The 17,935-nt window shown below is 47.3% G+C and carries 11 protein-coding genes; all 11 read right to left on the reverse strand.

Going from position 1 to position 17,935, the window contains the following annotated elements:
• Positions 1-9: 9 nt before the first annotated feature.
• Entirely contained in the window at positions 10-915 is a 906-nt protein-coding gene (locus A5868_RS12345; RefSeq protein WP_086303306.1) for a magnesium transporter CorA family protein, read from the reverse strand.
• Between the two features lie 110 nt (positions 916-1,025).
• Positions 1,026-1,361 carry a hypothetical protein gene (locus A5868_RS12350; RefSeq protein ID WP_244265178.1) on the reverse strand — a complete coding sequence of 112 codons (336 nt, stop codon included), beginning with the start codon at positions 1,359-1,361 and terminating at the stop codon, positions 1,026-1,028.
• A 46-nt stretch (positions 1,362-1,407) separates the two neighbouring features.
• Positions 1,408-2,214 carry a class C sortase gene (locus tag A5868_RS12355; RefSeq protein WP_086303305.1) on the reverse strand — a complete coding sequence of 269 codons (807 nt, stop codon included), beginning with the start codon at positions 2,212-2,214 and terminating at the stop codon, positions 1,408-1,410.
• Between the two features lie 18 nt (positions 2,215-2,232).
• A complete protein-coding gene (locus A5868_RS12360) occupies positions 2,233-3,888 on the reverse strand; it encodes a SpaH/EbpB family LPXTG-anchored major pilin (protein ID WP_086303304.1) in 1,656 nt (551 codons plus the stop codon).
• The gene (locus A5868_RS12365; protein WP_086303303.1) at positions 3,869-5,275 is read right to left on the reverse strand and encodes a prealbumin-like fold domain-containing protein; all 1,407 of its coding nucleotides are present in this window, start codon (positions 5,273-5,275) and stop codon (positions 3,869-3,871) included. Before A5868_RS12365 ends, A5868_RS12360 begins: the two co-directional genes overlap by 20 nt.
• Positions 5,276-5,317: 42 nt before the next feature.
• A complete protein-coding gene (locus A5868_RS12370) occupies positions 5,318-8,263 on the reverse strand; it encodes a prealbumin-like fold domain-containing protein (RefSeq protein WP_086303302.1) in 2,946 nt (981 codons plus the stop codon).
• A 392-nt stretch (positions 8,264-8,655) separates the two neighbouring features.
• Entirely contained in the window at positions 8,656-9,255 is a 600-nt protein-coding gene (locus A5868_RS12375; RefSeq protein WP_086303301.1) for an alpha/beta hydrolase, read from the reverse strand.
• A 103-nt stretch (positions 9,256-9,358) separates the two neighbouring features.
• On the reverse strand, positions 9,359-10,609 hold the full coding sequence (locus A5868_RS12380; RefSeq protein ID WP_086303300.1) for a pilin N-terminal domain-containing protein: 1,251 nt from the start codon (positions 10,607-10,609) through the stop codon (positions 9,359-9,361).
• 22 nt (positions 10,610-10,631) lie between these two features.
• Complete coding sequence (locus A5868_RS12385; protein ID WP_086303299.1) at positions 10,632-11,450, reverse strand: class C sortase; 819 nt, start codon at positions 11,448-11,450, stop codon at positions 10,632-10,634.
• A gap of 65 nt (positions 11,451-11,515) precedes the next feature.
• Positions 11,516-13,156: a SpaH/EbpB family LPXTG-anchored major pilin gene (locus A5868_RS12390; RefSeq protein WP_176281279.1), complete on the reverse strand. Its 1,641-nt coding sequence runs from the start codon at positions 13,154-13,156 to the stop codon at positions 11,516-11,518.
• A 28-nt stretch (positions 13,157-13,184) separates the two neighbouring features.
• Positions 13,185-17,714, reverse strand: coding sequence for a prealbumin-like fold domain-containing protein (locus A5868_RS12395; RefSeq protein WP_086303297.1), 4,530 nt, complete (start codon positions 17,712-17,714; stop codon positions 13,185-13,187).
• Between the last annotated feature and the right edge of the window lie 221 nt (positions 17,715-17,935).

Raw genomic sequence — 17,935 nt, forward strand, 5'->3', positions numbered from 1 at the left:
TGGTCTTTGTTATTTCATCATTTTTCGCAGGACATAGGATAAACCGAACCATAGAAACAAACTGATCACGATCACGATGATCCACCCCGAAGCATTGTGCTCGAATGGCAGCGGAACATTCATCCCGAAAAATCCTGAAACGATCGTAGGAATCGTCAAAAGAACAGACAGCACGGTCAATAACCGCATCGTATCATTCAAATTATTGTTCAGCACGTTATTATAGGTACCCGATAATTGCTGCAAGATTTGCGAGGAAAGCTGTGTCATTTCCACTAATTGCTGCGCCTCGATCAATACATCATCCAGACTTTCTTTTTCCTGATCGCTCAACCGTCGATAGATCCCGTGGGTTTTGATTTGTTGCACTAATAACACATTTTGACGAGAGGCGGTCACGAAATAAACGATCCCTGTTTCCAGATCCGATAACAGCAAGAGGTTTTGCTTTGTCGTCTTGTCCTTCAATAGATTGCTGATGCGTTTTCGGTCGCGATCCATGCCCTCTACAAAAGGGAAAAATTGATCGGATATAATGAAGAGACTGCCAAACAGCAGCTCAAACAGCGTACTTTGGGGATTTTTTTCTAAATAACTCTTGATCTCAAAGTATAGATATTTGCTTTGTTGGTTCGTGACAGTGATCAGCGTGCGATTCACCACGATGAATGTCATGGGAACTGTTTCATAGTGATTGTCGATCTTTCGCCGATTCGGCGCGTTAAAGATCAGCAACAATACATCCGTCGCCTTGTCGTAATCCAGATGGGCCCGCTCATTTCGGTCCAATGAATAATCGACGAATTCGCTGTCGATCCCATAATCGCGATACAAATTCTTCAATTCATCTTCATTTTCTGCCTCGATGTTTACCCAGCTATTCATCTTATTGTTGAAAACTTCTTTTGTATACATGACCTATCTCCCAGCGTTCATTCGATTCGTTTGAATTTTATCACAGAACGCTTAAAATGTACCACTAATGCTGCTGCTTTTTTCTCAGCGATAAAAAAAGAGCTGAAAGATCACTCTTCCAACCCTTTCCCGTAGCTTTCCACATGCATGAAGCCCCAGTTGGTGGGCATATAATACCCGTCAACTGCCATATCTTTCAAATCACTGGAAACCAATTGCCCGGTGATGTAATAAATTCGTTTTGCTTTACGCTCCGCCTCGCCTAATTTGTCTAATAAGCCATTCAAATCATATTCGGGCATCAAAAAATAATGGAAATTGAACCCTTTCAAGCGCTCGTGTGTGATCGCCCCTTCAAAGGTCAATAATTTTTGCAGCTCTTCATCATTGAATGTCAAATCTGTCGACGTCAAGGTCAAGCCCTTATACTCAAATGAATCTGTCATCATGCCACCCCTTCGACTCATTTTACCATAACGGAAAATCGTGTCACTATCTTTTATTCCGCAGGTGATTGATGAGAATCAGCAGCAGCATGATACTTGTCGTGATGAGCGCCGTTTTCAGCATCAAATTTTCTTCTTTGGTCAATTTTTTTACTTTTTTGACAGTATTTGGTTTATAGGGAACTCGTTCGCCCCGCACCAGCAATCGGTGAGAATTCACCCCATAAGGCGTACAGGTCAATAAGGTGGCATAGTCCTTGCCCTTTTCCGCCTTTAGGGCTTCCGTTTTATCCGGTTCGATCACCAGTAATTGATCGACTTGATAGGCCAGTGTCTTATTGAGTAGATGAAAATAAAATTGATCCCCTTCTTTTAGCTCGGTCAAATCAGTAAACAGCTTCGCATGGGTCAGCCCTGTATGGGAGGTCAACACGGTATGTGTGCCGGCGCCCCCGATAGGCAGCGCCGAACCTTCTAAATGTCCCACCGCCTTTTGCAGTATGGGCTCACTTGTCCCATGATAAATAGGAAGTGCCACGCCGATCTTCGGAATCTCCACGCGGCCCATCGTTCCGCCAACATTCAGTACTTCGTAATAATTATCCGGCATCACGACACCCGACCCTGGAATGAAGGGATCATGCGCTGGTTGCCCCAAAAGATTCTCATTGTAGATTCGCGCCTGCGTGAACACCGCTTCGATTTCTTCGGGGCGCAGCCGGTCGACCTCCTTCTGATAATTTTCCATTACTTGTGTTGAATGCTGTTGATTCAAGTAATTACTCACAAAAGGATAAGCGATGACTCCAAAACCAGCAATCAATAAACTAATGATCAGAATGATTCGTTTCATCGCCTCCGCCTTTCCTTCTTAAACGGTCTGTTTCTTTTTGTTCATGATCAACAGAATCGCTGATCCGATGGAAACGATCCCTAGCACAAGCAAGATCAGCGTGCCCATTCCCCCAGTATTCGGCAAGGTGAACCCGCGCTTGTTTTCAACGGCTGACGTATGGACATGTTTTGCTGAAGTATCTTTATCAAAGGTAACCTTGATCGGCTGCTCTAATAAGTTGTATTTGTCCGGCGCCACTGTTTCAACTAAATAATACGCCTGATACGTCTTGTTTTTGGCCGCATCTTCTTTGTAGGTTTCCAGTCCTTTGAAGGATTCAACATAGAAGGTTTTCCCATCGGCACTCATACCCAATGCTTCAGTGTGAACCCCATGAGAAGGCAAAGCAATCCAATGCAAAGCAGCATCGTAGCCTGCAGCTCCGGGTGCCAGGATCTTCGTGATGTACGTATCGCTATCGTCTAAGACCACCTTCAAATAGCGGTCGCCAGTGGCGTCATTTTCACTAGCAGCTACTTGGAATTGCGCACTTTTATTGATGGACTGATCTCCGCCGCTATACGTTTTGTTAATGGCGATCTCACCGGTATGGACCTTGGCTGAAGGTGTCGTAGCCGTATCGCCTCCCGGTTTTGATGCATTCTCAAATTCAAATTCAGCCTCGTTGTCGATCGTGTTCTCATCTGCGGTAGTACTATGACCATTCACGGTCGTTTCAAATGAGACAGCCATTCGCGTGATCCCTTTTGCAGCCGCAAGTTTGGCGATCCCAGCTCCAGTCAGGGTCACGATGACCTCTTCCTTCGTTCCGCTCGTTGCCGGGTTGTGTGTGAGGTCGTATTCTGTGCCCTCTACTAGCGCAACTAGCTCTGCCTCGTTTTTATCTAAGCCGACCACTTTTATGCTGTCTGCCACATAGTTCAATCGTTTGTCTAATTCATCCGTAAGCAAAAATTTTGTATACTCAGAGAAATCATTTGGGACATTGGCTGAGATCGTCCACGTCACCTTATCGCCTGCATTGACAGAAGGCATATCGGCTTTTTTCTGCGGGTTCAATCCTTGATTTTTAGGATAGACATGAACATCTGTATTCCAATCGTCCCCGGCCTTATTGGTCATCGGCACTGCTGTAATAAACGGCTTCACACCAGAAGTGATCTGTTTTTCTGCATTCCCTGTCCCTTGAACTTCATACCCCGCAGAGGCGGACAGATTTTCTTCCACGTAATAAAAGCCGGCAGTCAAATCGGTGTAGACTAATTCGCCAGTTGCGTTGGTTTTTCCATTAGCACCCGCATCCGAATCCTTCAATTCCAATGTGTAAGTATGGGTCTCGCTGCCCTTTGAAACCAGCAGCTCTGTCCCGTTTTTCGTATACGACCAGCCATCCTTATCTGAAGGGGGCGTAGCCGGTGCACTTCCTTTTCCTTTAAGCAGGTACACATCAAATTGGATACCTTTGACAGCAGGATTGGTGATTGTCTTATCTTCTTCCCCGGTTCCCTCCTCGCGAATATCCTCTGCTGTCTCCGCCCAATATTTGTGGATCGTCAAGCTGCCTTGTTCCGGCTTGAGTGTGACCTCTTCAGCTCGAGCCGTTGCCAAACCGCTAGCTGTCGTCAGCAATACGAGCAAGGCCATCAAAATACTACACCACTTCTTTCTCATTCTTATTCCCCTTTTCTTTTTTGTCCCTTCTGCCGTTTTGAATCAGCAGCACCATCGCTCCAAGCAATACGATTCCCGCCATCAGCGTGATCATTTTTAAATAACCGCCCGCTCGAGGCAGACTGGTTTTCAGATAATTTGGTAAGTAATACGTTTCTCCTTCCTTTCGAAAAGCCGGCGGCGACGTCCCAGATCGAGCACGGATCTCCGTGATCTCTATTTTGTTCTCCCTTTCAGCTACCGTGATCACCCATTCGCCATCTGGCAGTTGATATTCGGGCCCTGTTTTTGTTTCTATCAATAGGTAGCGTCCCGGCTCCAGTCGATCGAAGGCTGTTGCACCGCTGAGACTGCTGGAGGCTTCACGATACGGTTCATCCATTTTCCAATACGTGTCCGAAGCCTTGGGGTCTTCTGAATCGACGCCCCACTGACCATTTTTCTTCCCAGAATAGAGTTCAAAACGTACATGCCCAAGAGGGTCCCGGTTTTCGTTTTCTTTTGTAAAATGCAAGCTAGGGTACTGGTACGCCTCATTCGTCAACAGGAAATGACCGAAGGGATTCCCCGGCTCTTTCGGACCTACCACGGGATAACCCGACGGTGTATAGCCCATGCTGTCTACAATGTAAGAGGAAGCGGCATCCCCAGCGATTTCAGGTTTCACGTAAACGATCCAATGACCGGCGGCTTTTTTATACCCTGAATAGGTGTGGACTTCTTGTATGCCATACGTTGTGCCCCCTTTTGCTCCGACAAATAGTTCATTGATGCACGGCAGCCGCCCCTGTGCATCGGTTTGAAACAAAAACTTTTCCTCCGAGGGATCAGTCAAGGAGTGGGCAGGATCAACCAGCGGAAGCCATTTCGTCGAATCAGTCAATGGTGCGACATCAGGATTGTCCTGTTCTGTCCAGTTGCCCGTGTATTTGTAGTACTTAAAAGCAACGTGCTGTTTCTCAGTAGACGGCATCACTCGTCTAGTCTTCTCGTCGACCTTATAAAGAGCTGTATCTGTCGCTCGATCATTTTTTAATGCGTAACTGTAATTCGCGATGTAACGATCCCCCGGCGAATTGATCCCATGACTGCTCAGCCCGCCGCCATCCCATAAGATCCAATAGGCTTGCCGAGGGCTCGGACAATGGTACCCAGAGTATGTACTCGTCTCCACTAAGGCGTAGTTTTCTCCATTTTCTGTCGGAATCTCTCGCTCACCGACGAGCATCCCATTTGAGTCGGTCGTATACGTGTACCCTTCCATCAAAGCCCACGCTCGCTCATCTGCTGGACTATAGTCACCTGGCGGAAAAGACCCCCAATTATTGGTGTACCTGTACAATTGGAAGGTCACTTTTTCCTCCAATAACGCGCCTTCCTGATCCATCGAAGGCATCTTGTCACCACTCGCTGTTTCCTTATAAAGCGCTCACCCCTCCTTTTTATTGGTTATGTAAAAGCTGCCATCCGCCGCCTGACCCGCTCCCGGATTTTCCGTTCCGTTCAAGCCAATCGCGTTTACCCAAGAAATTTCCGCATTTCTTTTATCTGCCGTTTGGCTGGTATAAACGACCCAGTAGCAATTCTTTTGAGAACCCGCATCTGGCAGTTGATAGCCTTTGTAGGTGCGCTTTTCTACTAGCGCCAAAATCTCGGTTTCCAACACCTCCCCAGCGCTGTCTCTGCGCTTCACAAGCTCGATCTTCGAATCTCGAATCCGACCCTCGGCATCCGTCGTGACGGTCACTGCCTTGCCGTCTTTCATCAAACGCTTCCACACTTGATGGGCATCCTTTTCAGGGTGCGTCGTCTCGATTCTGCCGCCGTCATAACGATCCACGACATAGACATCGAACTGGACTGTCTTGTCTGGCCCTAGTGGATCGCCGCGAGTGTTGTACGAAGGCATCGGATTTTTATTCGTATCGACCTTATTAATGGAAAACGGCGAAACATCGTTGTCGATCTTGTAATAAAGCTTCAATTGCAGCGAGCCGTCTGCGGTTATTTTTCCCGTCTTCACCTCTAGTGGATGGCCTGCAAGGAAACTGTAGCCTGAGAAGATCCGCTCTACCGCGGTCACCGTACTGCCGGTGTCTCCACGGAGGGTCTCTTGATAGTTCAAAACGAAATCCTCTGGTGAAGTCGAACTGGCAGGGTCTTTTTGAACAAAGTGGGAGACTTTATAAGTCGGCGAAGAAACATTGGTCACGTGACGCACTTTCGCATTGCCTTCAGAGGGGACGGTAAAGGACGCGGAAAGAATCTTCTTTTCAGCCGTATCATAGTCTGGAGAAAGAGTCTTGTCATAGCCCGCAGGTGTTTCCAGTTCCACAAAGCGGTACGTCCCATCTGGCAAGAGCCCTGTCAAAAATCCTCCATCTAAGCTTTGCCGCTGGACTGTCTCCTCACCGTTGCTCTCGATGATCGTCACAGGCACAACCACCGCCCCCGTCGTATACGCCTTTCCCGCCACCGGTTTCCAAGCCCCGTCGGCAGCCTTCTTTTCCAAACCAAATCTCACTCCTGTCAACGGACGGTTCTTTTCATCTGTCTTGAACAAGGCCGCTTCATTTGCTTGCAATTGGATACTGTTATAGGGATTATTCAACCAAGTCGTTGCGCTTCGGCTCTGTGGATTGGTTTCTGAGATCACCTTGCTGCTCGATTGGTGAAAGGTCACCGTATTGCTCTTTTCTCCGCTAGCCGTCGCTAAGGGATACCGGACGAGCATCGTGATATTGAAGGTCGAGGCTTGTCCGCCTATACAGTTGCTGTCGCCAAAGGTCAAGGTGAAATAGTCCTCGATCAGCTCTCGATCAGCGGCGGTATAGTACCCGTTTTTGATCAAGTAATCTGCTGACTTTACAGCAAAATTCAACACGGGGATTTTTTTTGAGCCCTCGGTCCCTTTCACTAGACGACCAGAGGTTGCCAGCTTCTGATCAGTTAGATCACTGAACTTTTTTGATTTGTGCACCTCCGTATCTCCATTGGCAACATCGCCAAAGTAAAGCATCAAGGTTTGCTTGTTCGTTGCTTTTTCATGATAAATACCGTATTGATAATCCCGAGCTTTTACTCGTGCTTTAAAGGCACTTTTGCTCTCCCCTTGATTCTGATAAAGGCGATCAAAGGAGGTTTTCTGCGTAGGCTTTTGGTGCATGTCACTGGAGGCAGACGTGCGATATTCCGGACCATTCCCAGAATCAAACAATACGTAGCTGAGAAAGGCTGAATCTGAAGAAATGATCCCGCCCTTGTGTTGGCTGCCGTCATAGGGGTGCTGTTCTGTAAAAGGCATCAAGATCGGGATTCGCGTATCTGCTGAGATGGTCAGATTTCCGATCGTCGCCCCAGCTTCTAGTTCATCTTCGACAAAGATTCCTTTGACGTTGGTCGCCCGCTCTCCCCATTGATGTGGCGGTTCCCCCGCATTAAAATGCCAGCCTGTTCCCGGATTTTTCTCGTTATCAAATTCATCGCCCCCCAGTTCGATCGCTGTCGGCAAATTCACAGGGATCGAAAATTCGACAAGATTATGGCCTGCACCCATCGCGTTTTTATAGCTGTAGCCATTCGCTTTATCCAATTCGCGGGCATTGAAATAAATTTCCTGCGTCGTTCCGCCAAAAGCAACGTTTTGAATCCCGGCCTTCAACGTATAATTTTTCAACGCCTCGTTCCCAATATTGAACGACGTCCCGGAAATCGTGGTGGCGGTCACTTGGCTCACTCCGCTCGTGAACTGGATACGAATGTGCTGTGTTTGATAATTGTATTCAGGGCTGCTCTCGAGAAACCACTCACCGATTTTGACCATGGACCCATTGATCGCTACAAGGATCGGCGTTGAAGAGGTCGAGGTATTGGTTGCCCAACGTCCATTCGCGTCTGATTTATCTGGTAAGGTCCCTTCATTTTGCGGGATCACTACGGTAAAATAATCGCCTGGCTGAATTCGTTCCTCTGCCAAATTGTCGATTTTCCAATCGAATTTCAAAGTGTATGCGCCATTAGAGATCGCTGGATTCGACCCGGATAATTGGGTTCCTGAAGCATCATAAATCCCCCATTTAGTTACCTCCAGCCGCTCATTCAATGGACTGGCAGCTCGATCGGTCCGATTTTCCGGCTGCTCCTTGTCGGATTCTTCCGCCCCTTCTTTGGTCGATTCAGAGACAGCCTCCGATTCTTCAGAGGATCGATCCGTTTGCTGAGGGGCACTCGTTTGGGGCTCCGTTTCTAATTTTTCACTCGTCTGGGACTCGTTCTCGGATTGTGAGTTCGCAGTGTCCGCACTTCCTTCAGGAATTTGAGTACTTGCCGCCAGCCGTTCATTGATAGGTGCAGCAACTGCCGGCGCACCTGTCATTTCCCCCCTTGTAAAACTCGGAAAAAGAAAAGACAAAAGAAGAAAAAGCACCACAAAAAAACGTGTTCTCCGTGTTTGCTTCGCAAGTCGTCGATTCAACGTTCCTCACACCCTTTGCCCTTTTGCTCAAAAATAGTTATATAAGAAAAATATACTGACTATGAATGGATACACCTTGATTTTACTATGGGCATTTTTCTTGTTCAGACAATTATTTTAAAAAATAATATAATTTCTGAGTACTTTCCGAGTTCAAGCCGATAGATGGACTTATTTTCAAGAAAACAATTCAATCAAAAAGTTAATTTTTAATAAGTCCTCCTTCTCCACACAAAAAAAAGCAGTCGGAGAGGGATTCTCCAACTGCTGCTTGCTTCTGTTCAATAAATGACTCACTGATGCAACCACTCGCGGGCTTGCTGCATTTCTTCCATGCTCACTTGATGACCGTGAGCCGTTTCTGCGACAGTAACTGCCGCCTGTCGCTCCCGAAAAGCCGTGACCAATTCTGAAAATGACGCTTCGCTAACGATCGGGTCGCGATCCCCGCCATAAGAAATCCAAATCTTCTTGTCCGCGAGATCGAACGTCTGGGTGTGTACTTCCAATGACATCGGGTGGAAGAAAATACCTTTTGCCAATGCCGTCTGACGCTCCAGTAAAAGATGTGCTGCAATATTCGCACCATTTGAATAACCGACCAAGACCCATTCGTCTAAAGGAATCCCTTTTTCTTCACTGAGCTGTTCGATGATTTTCTGCAGATTGTCCGTCTCCTTCTCGAGACTGTCAAAATCAAACTGATTCAAACCGTTCCGTTTAAAGAAACGATTCATGCCTTCTTCTTCAACTGTGCCGCGAAAGGATAAAATCGTACTATTCGCGTCTAAAACCTTTGCCAGATCCACTAAAGACGTTTCATCGCCGCCTGTTCCGTGGAGTAAAATAAACTTTTTCCCGTTTGGTTGTCCTTCTTGATAAAGATAGTCCATTTTCACGCACCTCACTTACTAATTGTAAGTTAACACGAATCACCTCACAGAGACAACTTTTTTGTTTGTAAAAGATCTGCTAGCTAGAAAAGCGCCCGCCTGCTCACGAGCGCTTCCTCCGTTGTCGAATAAGCAGCGATCCTACGAGCAAGACAGCCCCAGCGATCATCAAGTAGGGTGCCGCGGCTTCGCCTGTCTTTGGTAGGAGCCGACGCAATTTTTCTTTTCCTTCAGGTGTTTCATCTAGCGTATCTGGCAGTTTGCTTCGCTGATCGTTATAGACGCGCGGCTCCTTTTTCTCTTTGGCAGCAGCGGTGATAGTGCCGTTGTCGTCTTCTTCCATCCTATAGCCGTTGACAGTGATTGGCTGGAGCTTGCCGGCCTCATCTCTCGACGTATCCGGGATGATTACCTCGATCGCTCGCGCTTCTTTTGAAACAGCATAGCCTGCTACGCCCTGCAATTCATCAAAGTAATACGTTCCTGCGGGCAAATAATGCTGAGGCATCTCCACTAAGCCTTCCTTGTCGGAAACAAAACGGGCAATGTCCGATTCAGTGGAGGGGTTCTCAAGCACCAGCCATTTATTTTTCAGTTCCGCCGTTGGGTCCTTGTGGAGATACTCTTTCTCGCCACGATCGTTGTAACGATACAAGCCGAAGACTGCACCGGACAAAGCCACCTCCGTCGCGTCCTGCTTTTTCCCGAGTTTATAAAAATACGGATTCCGCAAATAGCTCAAATTTTTCGGGTACAAGTGGATCGTCGCCATCGCCTCGTGGGTGATCGGGTCCTTCAAGGGCAAGACGACCGCAAAAGGCCGCGCGCGGGAGATATCCACCGTCACTCCAGCGGCGGGATCTACCCCCGTTTCCACGATCACGTAGGCGGCGTCCTTTTTGAGCTGCTGATTGTAACTAGGAAGGGTAAACTGAGTCACGCCTTCCGCATCCGTTTTTCCTGCTGCCGCATGTTGCTTGACGATGGGTTCTATCTGTCGTTTTTTCAAGTAGGCGATCGCCTGCTGACAGCTCATGTCATTGATACGGTCCAAGAAATCATTCTCGCCTAATTCACTTTCGATATAGAGCTGGGTCACGTCATAGACATCAAAGATCGCCCCTTCTAAAGGTGTCGTTTTTGTATAGATCGCCGCCGCATCCTCCGCTTTGTTTCCATCGTTCTGATGGGGATCAAAGGCCTCCATATCCGCCTCACGTAAAGCGCGCTTATGCAAGACGATCGTGACTTCATCTTGTGGGGCTGCCAAAGCTTCACTCGCCTGAACAACCGACAGCAGCACCAAAGCCAGCAAACAGAGAAGCGCGCTAAAAATCAATTTCTTCTTTTTCATTGTCGGCTGGCTCCTTTCCCATTCAAGATTTTTTACGCAGATAATAGATTCGAATGCCGATCAAAAGCAGCATGACAGTTCCGGTGATCGCCGCAGCCAAGAGGATCTTCCGATGTTCCTTCGAGCTTTTGACGGGCTTGATCGCGTTCTTTTCCTTGGGCACATAGGTTGTGCGCACGCCCCGCACCAGTAATCGGTGGGAGTTCACTCCATAGGGTGTACACGTCAAAAGCGTCACGTGGTCTTCCCCGGGGATCATTTTCAGCGCCTCGGTCTGTTCCGGTAAAACAACTTGGATCTGATCGACTTGATAGGCCAGCGTCCGATTCAACACGGTGAGAAAGAACAGCTCCCCCTTCTTCACCTCCGTCAAATCCGTCAGCATCTTGCCGGCAGTCACCCCAGTGTGTCCCGTCAATACCGCGTGGGTATTCCCTCCGCCCACCGGGAGCGAGGACCCCTCCAAATGGCCGATCCCCTTTCGCAGGGTCGATGATTTCGTTCCATGATAGATCGGCATTTTCACACGAATCTTTGGTACCTCCAGCGTTCCCATCATGTCCTCGATCTTCAATAAATCATAGTAGTTGGACTGCATCGCATAGACCGATCCCTTTACAAAAGGATCACGCACAGGATTTCCTGCCAATGAGTCGTTAAACGCGACCGCCTTTTCCCATTCCTTGTCCAAGGTCGCCTGATCGAGCTTCGCCACGTTTTTTTCATAGTTGTCCATCACGTAACTGCTGTTTTTATCCGAAAGATACTTACTAACGACGGGGTACCCCAAAACGCCAGCGCCTGCTAAAAGAAGACAAACAGCGACTATTATTCGTTTCATTCCACCCGTCCTTCCAACAGTTTTTTTATGTACAGCAGCGAAGAATACTCTTCGCTGCTCGGTTTTTATGAATGGCGTTTCTTAGGTAAAACCAGCATGATTGCCAGCCCGATCAATACGATCCCGGCAACTACCAACGCGATCACGCCCATGCCCCCTGTTTCAGGAAGCTTAAAGCCATTTGAGTTGACCACATCTTTTTCTAAAACGTATTTCGCATTCTTTTCTGCTTCATCCGTATCAAATTTCACGTTGAACGGATCACCCAACAGATTGTAGCCGTCTGGCGCTTTCGTTTCCACTAGCCAGTAGTCGATCGGCACCTTCAACCCGACAAAACGCGCTTTTCCATCCGCTACATCTGTTTCTACTTCGTAATCAACGAATCCTGTAAGGTCCGATTTATCATAAGTCCCATTCCCATTTTTGTTTGGATATGCTACTTCGATCACGTTTCCACCAACATCTTTTTTCACTTTGATAAAACGCTCTGCTCTGGCGTTCTCCTCGGTATTACTGATTTTGAACTTAGCTGTGTCTGTCTTGATCGCATTTCCGTCTTTGTCTACTTTTTCTAGCTCGATTTGACCGACAGGCGTTTCTGTTTCGTTAGTATCTTTGCCATCGCTTACGTCGTCCTCGTTCGTGTATTCCAATCTCCCCTTATTGGGAATGACGTTGCCATGTTCATCTTTTGCTGGATTGAAGACCGCTTTTTCATTGATCTTCGCTTGGAATTTAACGATGACCTTTTTGTAGTCGGTGACAGCTAGGTGCTCCCTGCCTTTTTCCGTAAAGACGACTTTGAAGCCGCGTGTCGGATCACCTGAATCGATTGGTTCGATCGTGTAATATTCATCTGGAGAGCCAGGATTAATAAGTTCTGTTTCCACTAAAGGCGTCCCTTTCGCTCCGTAAACTTTCACGCTGTCCGCTACTAGATCCAACGCTTTATCTAATGTATCTGAAATATTGAACTTGATGTATTCGTCGATTTTTTCTGGTACTGTTGCGGTGATCTTAAAATCTAAAATATCCCCGATACTCACATCGTTGGTCTGTTCGACTTCCTTAACGGCTTCAATAGCTTCGTTTTTAGGAAAAACGTGAACGTCATCGTTCCAGCCTGTGATGTCGTCTGAGTCATTTTTGATCGACATTGGGACAGCTACGACAAAATTCGGTGTCTTCACTTCGATCTCTACTTTTTCACCAGCAGGATTTTTAGCTCCCGAAATATCTGATTCAACGACTAAGTATTGCCCTTTGTCTAAGTCTTCCCATTTGGCTGTGCCATCTACAGCGGTAGTTTTTTCAATCCCGGTACCAACGGCGTAAACATAGGATTCCGCCCCCTTCTTAGCTGTTACTTTCATATCTACTTTATTTAACTCATACGTCCAGCCCTCTCCGCCAGGAATGACTTTTGGCGCATTCGGAGTCGGTTCAGCAGGAGCGCCCACTTTATAGACCGTAAATTCAACCCCCTGCAATTTAATGGCTGAGTCAGGTACAGTGTTCGCATCACTGGCATCCCCGGTTCCTGCCGGTCCTGCGGCATCGTCAGTCAGTAAATATTTATGGATCGTCAAATCCCCTTGCGCGGGAGCGATGGGGGCGTCAGGTGCCGCGAATGCATTGAAGCCTCCCAATACTATTGATGAAACCATTAATACAGCGGCTATTAATTTCGTTAATTTCTTCATTTTTCTCATCTTCTTTCTTTCAGTGATTTTATTTTTTCAATTTGTCTGAGACAAACCTGATTCCTTCTGTAAGCTGACGCTTGTAAATCTCCAAAAATACAAGTGCTGACAACCCAAGTAATACGATCCCTATACTCACCACCGTATGAAGGCCGATCCCTCCTGCTTTTGGCATAATGGTCTCTCTGTAGTTTGGCAAATACAGCTCCTCGTCTCTTTCGTAAAAGGCTGGCGGCGGTGGATCGGTACTTCCTCGAATCGTTACTTTCCCTTGATCGTTGACCGTAAGAATCCAATAGCCCTGCGGCAAGTGGTACCCGTCGACCGTTTTGGTCTCAACCAACAGGTAGCTGCCCTCGATCAGCGCCTTGAAGGAAACCCTTCCTAAATCGCCGATGTCCAAACTGCTGACCGCTTCACGGTACGGCTCCTCTGATAGATCCCACCGCGTATCCGCAGCATTCGGATCTTCGCTCCCAGTTGTATTTCTTTCCTTATATAAAGCAAACGCCACATTTCCTAACGGCTGCTGCCGCTCGTTTTCTTTAATGAAGGAAAAATCATACGTTGGGACTTTTTGGTTCTTAAGGTACGCCTCGCCATTCAATCGCTCATGATAGATGGTGCTGTCCGCCCCAGTAATCAGTTGCCCGTTCTCAAAATATTCGATACTCGTTACCTTGTTGACCTTCGCGACCGGGTCCCAGACCAGCTTCACGACCCAGTGCCCATCGTGAGTCACATAATCATGCATTCCTTTGACTTCACGGATACCAACGATCTGCTCCGTGACTACCTCCGTCCGTCCAACCTTCGTCTCCAACGAATCATCCTCCGTGAAGAGACGCCCCGAACCCGAACTGTCGAAAGAATCCGCTAAGGTGTTTCCTGAGATTTTTTTCCAAGAACCCGTGCCAAGTTCAACCGTTTCATACCCGCTGGACCCTTGGTATAAAAAGGTTTCAAATTTGAAACTGTCTGCTGAATGCTGCGTGATCGGATTCAGATCTCCATCTACTTTAAAAATCGGGATCTTCGTCAATTTCTTGTTTTTCAGATAGATCCCCTCAGGGCGAACATCAGATCCGGCAGCATTTTCGTAAAAGGAATCCAACCACTGAGCAGGTCTTGAATCGACATAGCCAGAAAAACCAGACTGCAGATTTCCAGACGGACTCACTAACCAATGACTCGTACGATTGGTACTAAAGGAATGATTGTTCGGCAATTGATACCCGTCATAGGTTTTTCTTTCAATAAAACTGTACACTTTATCTGGTGCCAGATTTATTGGGGTACCACCTACATCAACCAATTTTCCCTCCGCATTTGTCGTGTAAGGGGAGCCAGTCAGCTTGTTCCAATTATTTTTGTAACCAGCCGCTAATGGATTGTTATGGTCTTTTTTTGCATCCGTTACCTTGTCCGGACGATCAGCTTCTGGTCCAATGTACTCATATACGTCGAATTCAACTGATTTTTCATCGTCTGAAGGCATCGGATCATTGTTTTCATCTACTTTATAAATAGTGGGTTCAACATCAAACCTGTTCGGGATCGCCCAATAATCAACGGCGGTGCCTTCCGGTCGGTATTTCACCCGGCCTGTTTTTTTGGTCCCATACCCTTCTACCCAGTCAAAACCGCTTGGATTTTTGATCTGAACGACCCAATAGTTCTCCTCAACAGGAGGTACTTGGTAATCTGGATGGGTATTTTCAACCTCGACCAACGCCAGTTGCGCCCCAAAAGCGGTACTATAAACCAATCGCTCATCCCGTATCCGTCCGAGCTCATCGGTAGTCAATTCCAGATCAGGCAACGGGTCATTGACTGTCGTTGACTTAAGTGAATTATCCGAATTTACTACGACACGCCGCCAATAATCAGCCGCGATATTTTCTGGTGTAGGCGGATGCGTCGCGCGATCTGTACCTGATTTATACATGAAACGATACACCTTGAATGTCACATGGGCAGTCTCTGTCCTTCGCAACGGCTGACCATTCATTCCTAATTTATAAAGCGTAAACGGAACATCTTTATCCTTTGTATAGTAAAGCTTCAATACCAGTTCTGGCTCTCCTGCAGCGGTGTCCGTTACGTTGCCATTCGGTTTTCCGTGCTGTGCGGTGAAGTTGGCATTATAATAATGCGTCACTTGCAAATAGTCCAACGGCTGTCCGTAGACTTTATCTCCGACCAGTCCTGGTTTTTCCTCTGTAACGACGCGCTCAAAATGGCTGATGTTTGATCCGTCGAAGCCTTCTTTTTGTACCCAATGCTCGACTTTATAGGTGACTTCCTTGTGGCGGTTCCAGACGACCACGGTAGCGCCTTGACTCGTTGATGAGGCAAGTGTGAATTCGTCGGACACGATCGCTTGGGCTTGGTTGTTCCAGTTTGGCGAGTCTCGCTCACTGAATCCTGCCGGTGCCTTGGTTTCAACAAAACGGAAGGTGTCCTTCAATGTGCTTCCAGAGACACCTAAAATTTCAGCAACATCGATCTTTATGATACCGGGAAGGAGCTTGTCCCCTTCCTCATCTCTATACGGATAATCCGCAGTCGTGAATTTCTTTACGGGATTTCCAACGTCTTCCCACGCTGTCCCGACTTTTTTCTGCAGCTTGAACTCGGCGCCATTGATCCCGATGTAATCCCCGTTCTCTGCGAACAAATCTGCGTCTAATTTTTGCAGCATCACTTCTGTTTTCGACAATTGAATATGCGCATTCGGGTTTTTCAACGTCGCTTTTGATGGATTGGATTTCGGCATTCGTTCCGGTGTCGTCCGATTGAGCGTCAACGCACTGTGGGTGTAAATATCCGCGTTGTTGCTGACTTCTCCCGCTGTTTCCGGCGGATAACGCACATTCAAGGTAATGTTGTAGGCAGCGATCGAGCCGCCGATCGCATTGCTCTCCCCATAAGTTAATGTGAAATAGCGCTCCAACAAGTCTCGTTCGTTTTCGGTATAGCCGCTTCGCTGATCACCGATCGTTGCCGAGGCCGCCTCTACCGCAAATTGCGGAATCTGGTGCGTTGCCCCGTCCTTATCTGTAAAGTTTTTCCCTGAATATTCCTGATCGGTCTGATCCTGCAGCCGTTCCTGCTGATTGCCGGCACGCTTCATGTTTCCAAAATGCAGCATCACTGTTTTCCGACCCGCGCCGTCTTGATAGATCCCATATTGATAGGGCTGAGACTGCACACGGTCCTTAAAGTCCGACTTGCTTTCTCCCGCCTTTTGCTTCAGCAGTGTAAATCCCGTTCCTGCTTTTGGCCGCAGTGTCCCCGTATCTCCAACATTTCGGTAAACAGGTCCTTTGCCATAATCGGCCAGCACATAGGATTGATACGCGATCGTACTTGATGGTATACCACCCGTTTGCGCCTCCAAGTCTGACGCCGACAAGCCCAGCGGCAAATTGATCAGTCCGCCGATCGTCAGCTCGGTAACTTCTGCTCCCGCTGGCAATTCGTCTTCGATATATCCGCCATAGTTCGCTTCATTGCCTTGGCTGCTGATGTCTGGTGACCAAATGTCTGTATATTTTTTTCCCCATTCGTGCCAATTTTCTGGTTTCCGTGAGGGATTGTCGCGATAGAAGCCTTGATATGGATTGTCTTTTCCTCCATTGACTTTGTAATCGACCTCATCTCCTGAAAGCTCGATATTTGCCGCCTCATTAAAGCGAATCCCCCATTTTACCGAGTTTTTAGATGTGGACGTATTGTACTTAAACGAGAACCCGTTAGACGCCTTCAAATCAGTGACATCAAATTTGATGGCTTTTGTGAGTGGATCATTTTTGTCGTCTTTTCCGAAGGTCACGGGAAACACGCCGGCTGTTTTCACGAAGTTTGAGAGCATACCTGGGAAATCCAGTTCTAACTCAAGGGGTGTCAGCGACGTTTCCATCGCTTCAAATTGAATCTCTTGGGTGTGGGTACCTGTCTTTTGCTGGATGCGGTACCGGTAAAAGACCGTTTCCTGATCATCTGTGACGTCGATCCAGTCCGTACTTTGCATGTACCAATGGTCATTTTCCTTAGATGCCCCGCCTACTTGAGGAATGTCGAGGGCAAACGTATCTCCCTTGATCATTTGATCAAGTTGGACTTTGAATGAAAAGTCATGGGCTTGATTGGATACCGCCGCGACAGTTTCGGAGACTTCTTCTCCTTTCGCGTTGCTGATCGTCCATTCAAGCACCTCGACTTGATTGGTGAGATTCGTTCTTGCTTGGCGTGCAGCCGCTTTGGCCGGTTCACGGGATTCTGTCTCGCTGGTTGATGGAGCCGTTTGTGTTTCTTCTGATTCATCCGCCGTTTCTTCTACCAGTGTTTCATCCTTACACCTGCTGGAATCCTCTCCTTCAGGAATCAGCCGATCCGCGGATGTCTCTAACGTATCGTCGGATTTCTGCAACGAATCCATCGTCGTTTCCGTAGTGAATTCTGGGACTGTTTCAGCAAATACAGGGATCAATTGGGAGACAATGACAGATAAAAGCAGCATAAGCACAGCAAAAAAACAGCTTATCTTTTTCATCTGTATTCCTCCTTTCGTTTAATGTACACCTTTTTGTGAAAAAATGAGCTAGGTAAATGATTCAAAAAGTTCAATGTAAGAACAAAATCCTTACTTTCCTTTTAATTTCTCCAACGAACACTAAGACAAGCAATTAAAATAACGTTGTTTACTTTTTGCATAAAAAAGAGAACCTATTTACTAAGGAAATCTTGATTCAAGAAATACAAACTTAATAGATC

The organism is Enterococcus sp. 12F9_DIV0723 (assembly GCF_002174375.1).
Lineage (GTDB): Bacteria > Bacillota > Bacilli > Lactobacillales > Enterococcaceae > Enterococcus_A > Enterococcus_A gilvus.

Bases quoted from the DNA above. Each gene is read 5' to 3' on its own strand.
- A5868_RS12395 (WP_086303297.1), bottom strand. From the start codon at position 17,714: ATGAAAAAGATAAGCTGTTTTTTTGCTGTGCTTATGCTGCTTTTATCT.
- A5868_RS12355 (WP_086303305.1), bottom strand. From the start codon at position 2,214: ATGAAACGAATCATTCTGATCATTAGTTTATTGATTGCTGGTTTTGGA.
- A5868_RS12375 (WP_086303301.1), bottom strand. From the start codon at position 9,255: ATGGACTATCTTTATCAAGAAGGACAACCAAACGGGAAAAAGTTTATT.
- A5868_RS12380 (WP_086303300.1), bottom strand. From the start codon at position 10,609: ATGAAAAAGAAGAAATTGATTTTTAGCGCGCTTCTCTGTTTGCTGGCT.
- A5868_RS12365 (WP_086303303.1), bottom strand. From the start codon at position 5,275: ATGGATCAGGAAGGCGCGTTATTGGAGGAAAAAGTGACCTTCCAATTG.
- A5868_RS12370 (WP_086303302.1), bottom strand. From the start codon at position 8,263: ATGACAGGTGCGCCGGCAGTTGCTGCACCTATCAATGAACGGCTGGCG.
- A5868_RS12350 (WP_244265178.1), bottom strand. From the start codon at position 1,361: ATGACAGATTCATTTGAGTATAAGGGCTTGACCTTGACGTCGACAGAT.
- A5868_RS12345 (WP_086303306.1), bottom strand. From the start codon at position 915: ATGTATACAAAAGAAGTTTTCAACAATAAGATGAATAGCTGGGTAAAC.
- A5868_RS12385 (WP_086303299.1), bottom strand. From the start codon at position 11,450: ATGAAACGAATAATAGTCGCTGTTTGTCTTCTTTTAGCAGGCGCTGGC.
- A5868_RS12390 (WP_176281279.1), bottom strand. From the start codon at position 13,156: ATGAAGAAATTAACGAAATTAATAGCCGCTGTATTAATGGTTTCATCA.
- A5868_RS12360 (WP_086303304.1), bottom strand. From the start codon at position 3,888: ATGAGAAAGAAGTGGTGTAGTATTTTGATGGCCTTGCTCGTATTGCTG.